Here is a 13,540-nt window from a genome sequence, read left to right as displayed (position 1 = left end):
AACACTTTGCGATGCAGCCGAAGCCTTCGCCATGGCATAGTGGCGCGGGTTTTCGCTGGAGGTTTTCATGACGCAGAACAATCATGGCGCTTGTCTGTGCGGTGCCGTGCGTTTCCGTACCAGCGGTCCGTTGCGCGGCGTTGTCTATTGCCACTGCACCCAGTGCCGCAAGCAGACGGGCCACTATTATGCGGCGACGGACGTGGACGACGCCCGTCTTGCGATCGAAGGGGCGGAGAACGTTACGTGGTACGCCGCGTCCGACTTCGCCAAGCGCGGATTTTGCCGCACCTGCGGGTCGGCGCTTTTCTGGAAACGCAATGGCGCTGATGTGACCTCGATCCTTGCCGGCGGCTTCGAGCAGCCGAGCGGACTGAGGGCCGAAGCGCACATCTTCGTTGCAAACAAGGGCGATTATTACGACATAGAGGATGGGTTGCCGCAACATGTACGCTCGAGCGACAGCATTCTCGTGGCAGACGAGCCGACGCAGGCCGGAAACAGCCAGGAATGATCAACCTCACCGAAGATTTGCGTCTGGAGAACCGGAGCCGGTTGCCGGACGATCTGCGCTTTCTCGTGGAGAAGTACCCGCGGGAGGAATGGCGGCAGCATGCCAATCTGGGCGAGATGGCACAGTTCTGGCTGCAGCGGCACGACATGTTCCGCGAGCTCAGCACCTTGTTGCAATCCGGCGTGGGTGAGTACCGGGAGGGCCGGTTGGAACCGGCTGCGTTCGCCCGCTGGTTCGGTCCGCGGTTGCGCTTTTTCCTGCAGCAACTGCACGGGCACCATCAGATCGAGGACATGCACTACTTTCCCCTTTTCGCCAAGGCGGAACGGCGGCTCGAGCGCGGTTTCAACATTTTAGACAGCGACCATCACGTTATACACGAGGCGCTGGAGCGCAACAGCCACAAGGCGCGGGCGTTTCTCCTGGCCTTGCAGCAGGACGCCGACCGCCAGCGTTTTGCGGCGGACGCCTATGCCGACGAGAATGCCGGCCTGATCGCGATGCTCGACAGGCATCTTAGCGACGAGGAAGACCTCATCATCCCGCTCATCCTGGATCGCGGCGAGGATACGCTCGGCGTGACGGGGTAGGGCGCGGCCCGCGATCCTTGCATCGCCCGACAGCGCAGGATAGCTAATCCTTTCCGAGCAGCCGTGATCCCGCACGTAGCTTCGGCTTTTTGGGGATGGCGCGGACGGCCAACGGCTGGATGGTGGCCGAAAGCCAATATGATGTGTTGCAGTCGAGAAGGTTCCGCATGACGAACGCCGCTCCCGGGATTATCCGCATCGCTGTCGCTCAGCTCAATCCGACGGTCGGCGATATCGCCGGCAATCTGGCCCTGGCGCGTCAGGCGCGCGCCGAGGCGGCGCGCCACGGAGCCGACCTGGTCCTCTTCACCGAGTTGTTCATCGCCGGTTACCCGCCGGAAGACCTGGTCATGAAGCCGGCCTTCGTCGAGGCGTGCGAGAAGGCGGTCGCCGATTTCGCCGGGGAGACCGCCGACGGCGGGCCGGGGGTCGTCATCGGAACCCCGCTCAAGCGTGAAAGCGGCGTGCACAATGCGGCGATGGTGCTCGATGACGGAAAGATCATCGCCGAGCGCTATAAGCTCGACCTGCCGAACTACGGCGAGTTCGACGAGAAGCGCGTGTTCCAGCCGGGGCCGAGCATGCCGGGACCGGTCAATTTCCGCGGTGTGCGCCTCGGCATCCCCGTCTGCGAGGACATCTGGGGGCAGCTCGACGTCTGCGAGACGCTGGCCGAATCCGGCGCCGAGATCCTCCTGGTACCCAACGGCTCGCCCTATTACCGCGGCAAGGTGGATGTGCGCCAGCAGGTGGCCATCGTCCAAGTGATCGAAAGCGGCCTGCCGCTCATCTACGCCAACATGCTGGGCGGTCAGGACGAACTCGTCTTCGACGGCGCGTCCTTCGCCATACAGGCCGACAAGTCTCTGGCCTTCCAGATGAGCCAGTTCGAGGCGGCGGTCGCGGTGACGACCTGGCGCCGCGACGGCGAAGCATGGGTGTGCGCCGACGGGCCGATGTCCGTCATTCCGGAGAAGGAGGAGGCGGATTATCGCGCCTGCTTGCTGGGCCTGCGCGACTATGTGAACAAGAACGGATTCAAGAATGTCGTCCTCGGCCTGTCCGGCGGAATCGATTCGGCACTGTGCGCCGCACTCGCCGTCGATGCGCTGGGTGAGGAGCGGGTGAGGGCGGTCATGCTGCCTTACCGCTACACCTCCCAAATTTCCCTGAAGGACGCGAAGGACTGCGCCAAGGCCTTGGGCTGCCGTTATGACGTGGTGCCCATCGCAGCGCCCGTTGAGGGCTTTCTGGAGGCCCTTGGAGCGCTTTTCGAGGGCACGCAGGAGGGCGTCACCGAGGAGAACCTGCAAAGCCGGACGCGCGGCACGCTCCTGATGGCGATCTCCAACAAGTTCGGCTCGATGGTCGTGACGACGGGCAACAAATCGGAGATGTCGGTGGGCTACGCCACGCTTTACGGCGATATGAACGGCGGTTTCAACCCGATCAAGGACCTCTACAAGATGCAGGTTTATGCGCTCTGCCGCTGGCGCAACGACCACGTTCCGCCGGGGGCGCTCGGGCCTTCGGGCGAGGTGATCCCGGCCAATATCATCGACAAGGCCCCCTCGGCGGAGCTGCGCGAGAACCAGACCGACCAGGATTCGCTGCCACCCTATCCGGTGCTGGACGACATCCTGGAATGCCTCGTCGAGAACGAGATGGCCGTTGACGACATCGTCGCGCGCGGCCACGACCGCGAGATGGTCCACCGCATCGAGCACCTGCTCTACATCGCCGAGTACAAGCGCCGCCAGGCCGCGCCGGGTGTGAAGATCACCAAGAAGAACTTCGGCCGCGACCGCCGCTATCCCATCACAAACAGGTTTCGGGACCGGACATAAGGGAAAAGGACGCTTGGCCGCTTACTCCAGCGCTCCGCCGGTGATCCCCTCCAGCGCCTCGCGCCGGTGATAGACGTGATCGACCAGGCCCCAGTCGCGGGCCTCCTCGGCGCTCATGAAGAAGTCCCGGTCAAGCGTGCGCTCCACTTCTTCCCGCTTCCGTCCGCAATGCTCGGCGTAAAGCCCGATCAGGTGCCGTTTCAGCCTGACAATATTCTCGGCATGGCGTTCTATATCGGAGGCCTGGCCCTGAAATCCGCCCGAAGGCTGGTGCAGAATGATGCGCGCATTGGGCAGCGCCACACGCCGGCCGCGTGCGCCGGCCATCAGCAGGAACGAGCCCATCGATCCCGCCGTGCCGAAGCAGAGCGTGGCGACCGGGCATTTGATGAACTGCATGGTGTCGTAGATGGCGAAGCCGCTGGTGACCATACCGCCCGGCGAATTGATATAGAAGGCGATCTCGCGATCCGGGTTTTCGGCTTCCAGATGCAGCATCTGCGCGCAGATGAGGGCGGCCGAGTTGTCGTCCACCTGACCGCTCAGAAAGACGATCCGCTCACGCAGAAGGCGGGAAAAGATGTCGAAGGAACGCTCGCCGCGGGGCGACTGTTCGACGACCATGGGGACGAGATTCATCGTGTCGCGCATTGCGCAACCTCCTTTCGAACAAAAGTTTCTGACAGCGCCCCGGCTAGATCAGTTCACCGTTTCGCGGAAACGGTGAACTGATCTAAGCATTTAATTCCACGCAATTCCGGACGGAAAACCGGCTTCCACTTTTCCTGGAATTGCTCTAGGCCGCCAACGCCAGCGGCGTATCCGTGTTGGCGGGTTCGGGTTGACGGGCACGGGCGGTCGCACCGTGCGTCAGGCGAAAATGCATCTTGCCCTCGCCGAGGGGCGCCAGTTCAATGGTGACCACACGCGGCGCATCGGGGTTCTCGGGATCGTGCCAGGCATAGCGCAGGCGGCTGTACGGTTCCGCCTCCAGGACACGAAAACTCGGCCCCTGCCGCGCTGGCCCCTCCTCGGTCATGGGAAAGGCCCCGAGCCAGTCGGCAGCGAGCTCTTCATCGGTCAAGGCGCGCCACAGTTTCTCCGGCGAAGCTTCGATCTCACATTCCACGATGACTCTGTTTTCCTTGTCATCCGCTGTGAGGGTCATCGCTCTATCTCCTCAAGAAGTGTTCTCAGTCGCTCGACGCGCGTGGGCCAGAAGGCTTTGTACCGCGTCAGCCAGTCGATCATCGGTGCAAGCCCGTCCGGCGCGAGGCGGTAACGCACTTGCCGGCCCTGGCGCTTCTGCTCGATCAGCCCGGCATCGCGAAGGATGGCCACGTGCTGGGAAACCGCGGGCTGCGAAATATCCAGGCCTTCGCGCAGCTCGGTGGCATTCTTTTCACCGTCCAGGAGCCGCTCCAGAACGGCCCGCCGCGTGGGGTCGGCCAAGGCACGAAAAACATCCGTCTCACACATGGGAATAGATAAGCATATACTTATCTATCATGCAAGCCGGATGCGGAAGAAGCGATTGCACCAGTGCGCGGAAGCTGGTGTGACAGGGCTCGCACGCCTTGCACCGTGGACACAAGCCTTTACGATGCATCCGATCTTGCCGTGTCAGGCACTTGGGCGCGGGCGCATGATAGGTCGCGCGCCTCCATCAGAGAAACCGATGTCCTTTCTGTACTTTTTTCGCGAGAACGCCCGTTGGCTTGCCGGCGGGTTTCTCCTCACCTTCTTCTCTTCCTTCGGGCAGACTTTCTTCATTTCCCTGTCTGCGGGGAACATTCGCCAGGAATACGCGCTCTCCCACGGCACCTTCGGCATGATCTATATGCTGGCCACCCTGGCCAGTGCCCTGACGATGCCGCGCTTCGGACAGATCGTGGACCGCTATTCGGCAAGGACCGTCACGCTCATCATCGTGCCGATGCTGGCGCTGGCGTGCGTGTCCATGGCGCTCTCCACCTCGATCGTCCTGCTTTGCGTGACAATCTATCTCCTGCGGCTTTTCGGGCAGGGCATGATGACCCAGAACGCGCTGACGGCCATGGGCCGGTGGTTTTCCGCCCAGCGCGGGCGCGCCGTGTCGCTCACCGTTCTCGGGCAGAACGCCAGCGAAGCGGTGTTGCCACTCATCTTCGTGAGCCTTGCGGGGTTGGTGGGCTGGCGTGGTAGTTGGCTGGTGGGCGCCGGATTCCTCGTCCTCGTCGCGCTGCCGCTGATCGCCGGGCTGGTGGCCGTGGAACGGGCGCCACGCTCCAGCGATCCCGCACCCAGGCGCGCGACGGGACGCAACTGGACGCGCGCGGAGGTCGTTCGCGACCCGCTCTTCTACGCGCTGCTTCTGGGCGTCATGGCCCCGGGCTTCATCTCCACGACCATCTTCTTCCACCAGGTCTATCTCGTGGAACTGCGTGGCTGGTCGCTGGAGGTCTTCGCCTCGTCCTTCACCTTCATGGCGGTCATGACGGTCTCCTTCGCGCTCATCTCGGGCCAGCTCATCGACCGCTTCTCGGCCGTGGCGCTGCTGCCCGTCTTCCTGCTGCCGCTGGCCGCCGCCTGCCTGACGCTCGCCGCGTTCGACGCGCAGTGGATTTCCTTCATCTTCATGGGGATGCTCGGCATCTCCTACGGGTTTTCCTCGACCCTCTTCGGCGCCGTCTGGCCGGAGATCTACGGCACGCGGCATCTCGGTGCAGTGCGGGCGCTGACGGTGGCAATCATGGTGTTCGCCACCGCAATGGGGCCGGGCCTGACCGGCTACCTCATCGATCTCGGCGTCTCCTATCCGCTGCAGATCGCCGCCATGGGGTTCTACTGCCTCGCCGCGTCGGCTCTCATGCTGTTCGTTTCCCGGCGGCTTGCCGCGCGCGCCTTGCAATGGGATGAGGCGTCGGCTACCTCCGCACCATGAGTGTCACGGTTCGCTTCGCCCCGTCACCGACGGGTCGGATTCATATCGGCAATGCGCGCACCGCGCTTTACAACTGGCTGTTCGCGCTGAAGGCCGGCGGCCGTTTCATCCTGCGCTTCGATGATACGGACCGGGAGCGCTCGCGCCCGGAATACGCCGACGGAATCGAGGCGGATCTCGCCTGGCTCGGCATCGAACCGGATATGGCCGTACGCCAGTCGGAGCGTTTCGACCGCTACGAGCGCGCGGTGGAACGGCTCAGGGAAGCCGGCCTCCTCTATGCCTGCTATGAAACGGGCGAGGAACTGGAAAGGCGGCGCAGGCTCAGGCTGTCGCGGCGTCTGCCGCCGGTCTATGGTCGCGAGGCGCTGAAGCTGTCCGAGGAGGAGAAGAACCGGCTGGAAGCGGAGGGACGCAAGCCGCATTGGCGCTTCCTCCTGCCGAATTTCGACGACAATCCACTATCGCCCCGGCGCACGGAGGTCCATTGGGACGATATCGTGCGCGGGCCGCAGACGGTAGATCTCGCTTCCATGTCCGACCCGGTCCTCATCCGCGAAGACGGCACATTTCTCTATACGCTGCCCTCCGTCGTGGACGACATCGAGCTTGCCGTCAGCCACGTCATCCGCGGCGACGATCACGTCACCAACACCGGCGCGCAGATCGCCCTCTTTCGTGCGCTCGGCGCCGAGGCGCCGGCCTTCGGCCACCACAATCTGCTGACCACGGTGACGGGCGAAGGGCTCTCCAAGCGTACCGGCTCGCTGTCCATCGCCGGCCTCAGGGAGGAAGGCATCGAGCCGATGGCGGTGGCATCGCTCGCCGTGCTCATCGGTGCAGCTGGGGCGGTGACGGCCTGCCGCGACATGAAGGAACTGGCGCTCCGCTTCGATCCCGCCGCGAGCTCGAAATCGGCGGCAAAGTTCGATCCCGCCGAACTCCGGGCCTTAAGCAGCGCGCTCGTCCATTCCATGCCGTTCGAGAAGGCCGCGCCGCGACTGCGTGAGCTGGGCATCGACGGACCGCTGGCCGAGCCGTTCTGGGATGCCGTGCGCGGCAATCTCGAGACGGTCGGGGACGCCGCCGAATGGTGGCGGATCGTGAGGGAGGGGCCCGGGACGACCCCGGCGCTTTCCGCGGACGATCAGGTCTTCGTGCAATCCGCGCTCGATCTCCTGCCACCCGAGCCATGGGATCGGGAGACCTGGCGCCAATGGACCGACCGAGTGAAGGCCGAAACCGGGCGCAAGGGCAAGGCCCTCTTCAAGCCGCTGCGCATCGCGCTGACCGGACGCGAGTCCGGACCGGAACTGGCTGATCTGCTGCCCTTGCTGGGACGTGAAGGGACATTGGCCCGTCGGCCTCGGTAGGGGATCTCCTGCTGCAGAGAAAGCGCTGGGCTTTCAGATCCCCCGGACACATTCGCGCAGGCCTTCAAGGCAGGCTTATCGGATGGAAAGCGGTCCTTGGAAAGCACGACGGGGCCCCATAGGGCCCCGCCTGAAACCGTCGACGTTTGCTTAGCGCCGCTCCATCGGCACGTAATCGCGTTGGGTGGCCCCCGTGTAGAGCTGGCGGGGACGGCCGATCTTCTGGTTCGGATCCTCGATCATCTCCTTCCACTGGGCGATCCAGCCGACCGTGCGGGCAAGTGCGAAGAGCACCGTGAACATGGTGGTGGGGAAGCCCAAGGCCTTCAGCGTGATGCCGGAATAGAAGTCGATGTTCGGGTAGAGCTTCTTTTCGATGAAATAGTCGTCCGTGAGCGCGATGCGTTCCAGCTCGATGGCGATGTCGAGCTGAGCGTCGTCCTTGATACCGAGTTCCTGCAGCACCTCGTGACACGTCTTCTGCATGATCTTGGCACGCGGATCGTAGTTTTTGTAGACCCGGTGGCCGAAGCCCATCAGGCGGAACGGGTCGTCCTTGTCCTTGGCGCGCTCGATATATTCGGGGATGCGGTCCACGCTGCCGATTTCCGACAGCATGTTGAGCGCGGCCTCGTTCGCGCCGCCGTGGGCCGGACCCCAGAGGCAGGCGATGCCGGCGGCGATGCAGGCGAAGGGGTTGGCTCCGGAGGAGCCGGCAAGCCGCACGGTGGAGGTCGAGGCGTTCTGCTCGTGGTCGGCATGCAGGATGAAGATGCGCTCCATGGCGCGCGCCAAAACGGGATTGACCTTGTAGTCCTCGCACGGCACCGCAAAGCACATGTGCAGGAAGTTGGCCGCGTAGGAAAGCTCGTTGCGCGGATAAACGAAGGGCTGGCCGATATGGTATTTGTAAGCCATGGCCGCGATCGTCGGCATCTTCGCGATCATGCGGATGGAGGCGATCATGCGCTGCCGCGGATCGGAGATATCCGTGGAATCGTGGTAGAAGGCGGACAGCGCCCCGACCATGCCGCACATGACGGCCATCGGGTGCGCGTCGCGGCGGAAGCCGGTGAAGAAGCGCGACATCTGCTCGTGCAGCATGGTATGCCGGGTCACGCGGTAGTCGAAGTCCTCCTTCTGCGTCCTGGTCGGCAGCTCGCCGTAAAGAAGCAGGTAGCAGACCTCGAGAAAGTCGCCTTGCTCTGCCAGCTGGTCGATGGGATAGCCGCGGTGCAGCAGCACGCCTTCATCACCGTCGATATAGGTGATCTTGGACTCGCAGCTGGCCGTGGAGGTGAAGCCGGGATCGTAGGTGAACATCCCGGTGTCCTTGTAGAGGGAACCGATATCGATCACGTCGGGTCCCACGGTGCCCTTGCGGATTTCGTATTCCCGGTTGTCACCGCCAAATTCCAGTTTCGCAGTCGAGTTGGTCATCGCGGTCACCTCTCTGTTCATGAAATTCGGGGTGCGGGAAGTTGCCCACCCGGAGTGGTTATTTCGCCACAAGCGTGGCATGTAGCTAGCGCATTTGCCCACCCGTGCCAAGCTTGACAGGGATGGGTGTTGCGCTGCAACATACGCTCTTATGCCGTCAGCCGCCGGCCTGGTCGCGGATGCGTCCCAGGGCCTCCTCGCGCCCGAGAACCGCCAGCACATCGAAAATTCCCGGCGAGGTGGTACGGCCCGTCAGCGCAGCACGCAGCGGCTGCGCCACTTTTCCGAGCTTGCGCCCCGTCTCCTGCGAGAAATCACGTACGACCGTTTCAAGCGCCGGTGCCGACCAGTCCGGCACCGCTGCGAACCGATCGACCAGGTCGGCGAGCATGTTGCGGGCGTCGTCGTCAAGCAAGGCGGCGGCTTTCTCGTCCGGTGCCAGGGGCCGCTCGGCAAAGAGAAACCCGGCGCCGTCAGCCAGTTCCACCAATGTCTTCGCCCGCTCCTTGAGCCCGGGCATGGCGTCACGCAGTTGCGCCTTGCGTGCATCGTCGAGCCGGGCGCGCAGGATTTCGCCGCCTTCCAGATGGGGCAGGGCGTCGATGAAGATGTCGAGCAACGCGTCATCGTCCATCTGGCGCATATGGATGCCGTTTAGCGCCTCCAGCTTCTGGAAGTCGAAGCGGGCCGCACCGCGGTTGATGTCCTCGATCTCGAACCATGCGATCATCTCTTCGGTGGACATCACCTCGTCGTCGCCGTGGCTCCAGCCGAGCCGGGCGAGATAGTTGCGCAGCGCTGCGGGTAGATAGCCCATCGCGCGGTAGGCCTCGACGCCCAGAGCGCCGTGCCGCTTGGAAAGCTTTGCCCCGTCGGGCCCGTGGATCAGCGGCACATGCGCCATGACAGGCACCTCCCACCCCATGGCACGGTAGATCAGGCTTTGGCGCGCGGCGTTGGTCAGGTGGTCGTCGCCGCGGATGATGTGGGTGACGCCCATGTCATGATCGTCCACCACGACCGCATGCATATAGGTGGGGGAGCCGTCGGAACGCAGGATGATGAAATCATCGAGATCCTTGTTGGGGAAACGGACCTCGCCCTGCACACGGTCATTTATGACGGTTTCGCCCTCGCGCGGTGCCTTGATGCGGATGACGGGCTTGATCCCGGCCGGCGCCTCCCCGGGATCCCGGTCGCGCCACGTGCCGTCGTAGCGCGGCGGCCGGCCTTCGGCACGCGCTTTCTCCCGCATCGCCTCGATCTCCTCGCGTGAGGCGTAGCAATGATAGGCTTCGCCCCTGGCGACGAGTTCCTCCGCCACCGCCCGATGCCGGTCGGCACGGGCGTACTGGGAGACGGGCTCTCCCTCCCATTCAAGCCCGAGCCACCTCAGCCCGTCGAGGATCGCCTCCGTCGCTTCCGGCGTCGAGCGCTGGCGGTCGGTGTCTTCGATGCGCAGCAGCATCTTGCCGCCCGTGTGCCGGGCATAGAGCCAGTTGAAAAGGGCCGTGCGCGCACCGCCGATATGCAGGAAGCCGGTGGGCGAGGGCGCAAAACGGGTGATGACGGGTTTCGACATTTTTCTTCCGGAGGGCTTTTGCGCGGGCGCCAGTGCCGCGCAAGCGGGGTGAAAATCGTTCGCCCGTCATGTAGCATAGGCAGTCTGGGGTGCAAGCGCCTGTGGAAGGGGCCGGGCATGGGGGGCGAAAGCGCGGAGACGGCGCAAGGCGAGCGGGCGCACTTCCGGCCGGCCGAGGCGGAGTCTTCCGGCGGCACTTTTCCGCTTGTGGACGAGCGACGTACCGAGCTGGACCCACGGCCACGCATTGCCTCGATTAAGCAATCTCTTATTCAGATAAAACAGCTTCTTGCATTCTATCTTTCACGTGAGTTCTCAAGAGACGCCGCTCGCGGTGCGGGGTTCCTGTGTCTGCCCGTGCTGCTGGCTGGCGGCGCTGCGGTCTATTTCGCTCTGCCACGTGAGCCGGGGACCGGCACGCTTGTGCTGACGATTGCGTTCTTGACCCTGCTGACCTGGCAGTCACGGCGCAAACTTCTCCTGTCGACCCCGCTGGCGGCCGTTCTCGTCTTTACCGTCGGGCTTGGCGCCGCGAAGCTGGAGACGCTGCGCGCATCGACGCCGATGGTGGGGTCCGACGTCACCACGCGTATTACCGGGCGCCTTGTCCAGCAGGAGCGGCGGGCGGACGGCCGGATCAGGCTCACCATCGACATTCTGGAAACGGAGCGTCCGCATCTATCCTATCCGCCGGACCGTGTGCGGCTGACTGCGCGTGACGTGCCCGCGGATCTCCGCCCGGGAGACGGCGTCTACGGCCTGGTGCGGCTGATGTCGCCTTCGGGGCCGGTCCGGCCCGGGGCCTATGATTTCTCGTTCACGAGCTACTTCGCCGGGCGGAATGCGGTCGGCTTTTTCATGTCCGGGCCGGAGCGTGTCACACTGGACACGCCGGCACCCCTCTTGAGCTATCCGGCACGCTGGCTGGAACGGATGCGCGGCGCGCTTGCCGAACGCATCCGCAGCCAAATCGGTGGACCGGAGGGTGAAATCGCAGTGGCGGTCATCACCGGGTTCCGCGCCGGCATTCCCGAAGAGATCAACGAATGGCTGCGCCGCGCCGGACTGGCGCATATCCTGGCCATTTCGGGCCTGCACATGGCGCTCGTGGCGGCAACCGTCATGGTTATGGTGCGCGCCGTCTCCGCTCTGTTCCCCGGATTTTCCTCTCGCGTACCGGTCAAGAAATACGCCGCGGCGGCGGCTCTGGTCATGTGCACGCTCTATCTGTGCATATCCGGAGCGGCGGTGGCCGCGCAGCGCAGCTACGTCATGCTCGCCGTGATGCTGGCCGCCCTCATTTGCGACCGCGCCGCCATCACGATGCGCAACGTGGCAATCGCCGCGCTCGTCATCGTGGCGTGGTCGCCGCACGTGGTCGTTGGACCCAGTTTTCAGATGTCCTTTGCCGCGACAGCGGCTCTGGTAGCCGGCTACGCGGCCTGGAATCACTGGCGCCAGCAGCGCGCCACGCGCAGGCCGCCGCCGGAGGGAAGCCTCCCTTGGCGGCTGGCGCGCTACGGCCTGATCTTCCTCGTCGGCCTGTCGGCCACCTCGCTCATCGCCGGTACGGCCACCGCGATCTACGGCGTCTGGCATTTCCAGCGCGTGACCCCGCTGGCACTGCCGGCCAATCTGACGGCAATGCCGGTCGTATCCGTCTTCGCCATGCCCGCCGCGGTGCTGGCGATACTGTCCATGCCCTTCGGGCTCGATGGGATATTCCTGAAAGCGATGGGACAGGCGATCGCCGCCGTGGTGGCTATCGCCGAGTGGTTTTCGACCCATTCGCCTGTGGATGCCGTCGGCCTCATCCCGCTCACGGCCATGCTTTTCTTTACCGGTGCGCTGCTTGTCCTGGTGGTCTCGACCACGTGGCTGCGCCTGCTGGCGCTGCCGCTCGCCGCCGCCGGCGTGGTTTTTCTCGCCATGCGGCAATTGCCGCACGTCGTGATTACGGAAGATGCAACGCTCGTCGGTCTGTCCGGAGAAGGCGCCTTGCTCGCCGTGAACCGCACCCGCCCGAACGGCTTCACCATGGACGACTGGACGCGGGCACTGGCAGCTGGAACCGTCGTGAAGCCGACGAATGTAGAGACGGGTGCGCCGCAGCCGCAAAACGCGGAGAAGACGAGGTTTCATTGCGGTGAAGACCTGTGCCTCGCCCGCCACGAAAGCGATGCCCTAATAGCCCATGCCGCAACCCCCAAGGCCGCCCGTGCAGCCTGTGCCGGCGCCGACCTTGTCGTTCTCGATGATGCCGTGACGAGCGATCCTTGCGGCCCGGCACCAGCCGCAACCGTCGTCACCAAGCGCGATCTGGCGCATTACGGCAGTGCGGCGATCTTCTTCGAGGAAAATCCGAGCGCGGAAGGCAGCGGGAAAGCGCGGATAACCTTCGCAATCACCAAGCCGTGGCGGCCGTGGCACGCTCACCGTGCCTGGTCGCGGGCCGCCCGGGGGCTACCCCCACATCGCTGAAGACGGCCGTCCGCCTCAATAGCGCCGGATGAGGCCGACCAGCCGGCCCTGCACCTTCACCCGGTCGGGACCGAAAATGCGCGTCTCGTAGGCGGGATTGGCCGCTTCCAGTGCGATGGAAGCACCCTTGCGGCGGAAGCGCTTGAGCGTGGCTTCCTCCTCATCGACGAGGGCCACGACGATCTCGCCCGGATTGGCGGTCTGCGTCTCCCGGATGATGACCGTATCGCCGTCGAAGATGCCGGCCTCGATCATCGAATCGCCCTTGACCTCCAGTGCATAGTGCTCCCCGCCCGACAGCATGTCCGGCGGAACGCCCACCGAATGCGTCTGATGCTGAATGGCCTCGATGGGGACGCCGGCGGCGATGCGCCCCATGACGGGAACCGAAACGACGCTCACGCCGTCCTCGTCATTGTCGGCGGCCGGCTTGGTGGGCGCCGGGGCGTTGCGGCTCTGGCCACCTTCGATGACGCTGGGCGAGAACGTTCGCTGTCCGCCGAGGCCCGGGGCGATCGACTCGGGCAGGCGCAAGACCTCCATCGCGCGTGCGCGGTTGGGGAGGCGGCGGATGAAACCACGCTCCTCCAGGGCGGTGATCAGCCGATGAATGCCCGACTTCGAGGCAAGGTCCAGCGCCTCCTTCATCTCGTCGAAGGAAGGAGGAATGCCCGTCTCCTTGAGACGGTTGTGAATGAAAAGCAGCAGCTCGTGCTGTTTGCGCGTCAGCATCGGTTCCACCCCGGGAATCATCATAAACAAAACCAGAACATAAGGTAGACGTTCCAGT

The 13,540-nt window shown here is 64.3% G+C and carries 12 protein-coding genes; 6 read left to right on the top strand and 6 right to left on the bottom strand.

What is annotated here, in order from left to right:
- Nucleotides 1–67 precede the first annotated feature (67 nt).
- The 3 genes from SIN08_RS10920 to SIN08_RS10910 all read left to right on the top strand — a co-directional run bounded on the left by SIN08_RS10920 (nt 68) and on the right by SIN08_RS10910 (nt 2,951).
- Nucleotides 68–514, top strand: coding sequence for a GFA family protein (locus tag SIN08_RS10920; RefSeq protein ID WP_322451607.1), 447 nt, complete (start codon nt 68–70; stop codon nt 512–514).
- Nucleotides 511–1,104, top strand: a complete 594-nt coding sequence (locus tag SIN08_RS10915) for a hemerythrin domain-containing protein (RefSeq protein WP_322451606.1) — start codon at nt 511–513, stop codon at nt 1,102–1,104. The genes SIN08_RS10920 and SIN08_RS10915 overlap by 4 nt, the downstream gene beginning before the upstream one ends.
- A gap of 167 nt (nt 1,105–1,271) precedes the next feature.
- The gene (locus SIN08_RS10910; protein ID WP_322451605.1) at nt 1,272–2,951 is read left to right on the top strand and encodes an NAD+ synthase; all 1,680 of its coding nucleotides are present in this window, start codon (nt 1,272–1,274) and stop codon (nt 2,949–2,951) included.
- Between the two features lie 21 nt (nt 2,952–2,972).
- Here the strand turns inward: SIN08_RS10910 and SIN08_RS10905 are convergent, their stop codons facing one another.
- The 3 genes from SIN08_RS10905 to SIN08_RS10895 form a co-directional block, all read right to left on the bottom strand.
- Nucleotides 2,973–3,602, bottom strand: a complete 630-nt coding sequence (locus tag SIN08_RS10905) for an ATP-dependent Clp protease proteolytic subunit (RefSeq protein ID WP_322451604.1) — start codon at nt 3,600–3,602, stop codon at nt 2,973–2,975.
- A gap of 145 nt (nt 3,603–3,747) precedes the next feature.
- Nucleotides 3,748–4,119: an SRPBCC domain-containing protein gene (locus tag SIN08_RS10900; protein ID WP_322451603.1), complete on the bottom strand. Its 372-nt coding sequence runs from the start codon at nt 4,117–4,119 to the stop codon at nt 3,748–3,750.
- Nucleotides 4,116–4,430, bottom strand: a complete 315-nt coding sequence (locus SIN08_RS10895) for a metalloregulator ArsR/SmtB family transcription factor (protein ID WP_322451602.1) — start codon at nt 4,428–4,430, stop codon at nt 4,116–4,118. Before SIN08_RS10895 ends, SIN08_RS10900 begins: the two co-directional genes overlap by 4 nt.
- A 199-nt stretch (nt 4,431–4,629) precedes the next feature.
- Between SIN08_RS10895 and SIN08_RS10890 the strand changes: the two genes are divergently transcribed.
- Both SIN08_RS10890 and SIN08_RS10885 read left to right on the top strand, forming a co-directional pair.
- Nucleotides 4,630–5,874, top strand: coding sequence for an MFS transporter (locus tag SIN08_RS10890; RefSeq protein WP_322451601.1), 1,245 nt, complete (start codon nt 4,630–4,632; stop codon nt 5,872–5,874).
- The gene (locus SIN08_RS10885; protein WP_322451600.1) at nt 5,871–7,247 is read left to right on the top strand and encodes a glutamate--tRNA ligase; all 1,377 of its coding nucleotides are present in this window, start codon (nt 5,871–5,873) and stop codon (nt 7,245–7,247) included. The genes SIN08_RS10890 and SIN08_RS10885 overlap by 4 nt, the downstream gene beginning before the upstream one ends.
- A 150-nt stretch (nt 7,248–7,397) precedes the next feature.
- On the opposite strand, the gene gltA is transcribed toward SIN08_RS10885, so the two are convergent.
- Nucleotides 7,398–8,687 (bottom strand): citrate synthase, encoded by a 1,290-nt coding sequence (gltA, locus tag SIN08_RS10880; protein WP_322451599.1) that lies wholly within the window; start codon nt 8,685–8,687, stop codon nt 7,398–7,400.
- Between the two features lie 157 nt (nt 8,688–8,844).
- Entirely contained in the window at nt 8,845–10,269 is a 1,425-nt protein-coding gene (gltX, locus tag SIN08_RS10875; RefSeq protein WP_322451598.1) for a glutamate--tRNA ligase, read from the bottom strand.
- Nucleotides 10,270–10,386: 117 nt separating this feature from the next.
- Between gltX and SIN08_RS10870 the strand changes: the two genes are divergently transcribed.
- Nucleotides 10,387–12,750, top strand: a complete 2,364-nt coding sequence (locus SIN08_RS10870) for a ComEC/Rec2 family competence protein (protein ID WP_322451597.1) — start codon at nt 10,387–10,389, stop codon at nt 12,748–12,750.
- Nucleotides 12,751–12,765: 15 nt separating this feature from the next.
- Here SIN08_RS10870 and lexA read toward each other — a convergent pair whose 3' ends face one another.
- Nucleotides 12,766–13,482, bottom strand: a complete 717-nt coding sequence (lexA, locus tag SIN08_RS10865; protein WP_322451596.1) for a transcriptional repressor LexA — start codon at nt 13,480–13,482, stop codon at nt 12,766–12,768.
- Between the last annotated feature and the right edge of the window lie 58 nt (nt 13,483–13,540).

Source organism: Chelativorans sp. M5D2P16, from assembly GCF_034427935.1.
GTDB lineage: Bacteria > Pseudomonadota > Alphaproteobacteria > Rhizobiales > Rhizobiaceae > Chelativorans.
The sequence above is the reverse complement of the archived record's forward strand: the minus strand, read 5'-3'. Positions and strand labels throughout refer to the sequence as shown.

Coding starts and splice junctions, on each gene's coding strand:
- SIN08_RS10920 (WP_322451607.1), top strand. CDS start 68: ATGACGCAGAACAATCATGGCGCTTGTCTGTGCGGTGCCGTGCGTTTC.
- SIN08_RS10915 (WP_322451606.1), top strand. CDS start 511: ATGATCAACCTCACCGAAGATTTGCGTCTGGAGAACCGGAGCCGGTTG.
- SIN08_RS10910 (WP_322451605.1), top strand. CDS start 1,272: ATGACGAACGCCGCTCCCGGGATTATCCGCATCGCTGTCGCTCAGCTC.
- SIN08_RS10905 (WP_322451604.1), bottom strand. CDS start 3,602: ATGCGCGACACGATGAATCTCGTCCCCATGGTCGTCGAACAGTCGCCC.
- SIN08_RS10900 (WP_322451603.1), bottom strand. CDS start 4,119: ATGACCCTCACAGCGGATGACAAGGAAAACAGAGTCATCGTGGAATGT.
- SIN08_RS10895 (WP_322451602.1), bottom strand. CDS start 4,430: ATGTGTGAGACGGATGTTTTTCGTGCCTTGGCCGACCCCACGCGGCGG.
- SIN08_RS10890 (WP_322451601.1), top strand. CDS start 4,630: ATGTCCTTTCTGTACTTTTTTCGCGAGAACGCCCGTTGGCTTGCCGGC.
- SIN08_RS10885 (WP_322451600.1), top strand. CDS start 5,871: ATGAGTGTCACGGTTCGCTTCGCCCCGTCACCGACGGGTCGGATTCAT.
- gltA (WP_322451599.1), bottom strand. CDS start 8,687: ATGACCAACTCGACTGCGAAACTGGAATTTGGCGGTGACAACCGGGAA.
- gltX (WP_322451598.1), bottom strand. CDS start 10,269: ATGTCGAAACCCGTCATCACCCGTTTTGCGCCCTCGCCCACCGGCTTC.
- SIN08_RS10870 (WP_322451597.1), top strand. CDS start 10,387: ATGGGGGGCGAAAGCGCGGAGACGGCGCAAGGCGAGCGGGCGCACTTC.
- lexA (WP_322451596.1), bottom strand. CDS start 13,482: ATGCTGACGCGCAAACAGCACGAGCTGCTGCTTTTCATTCACAACCGT.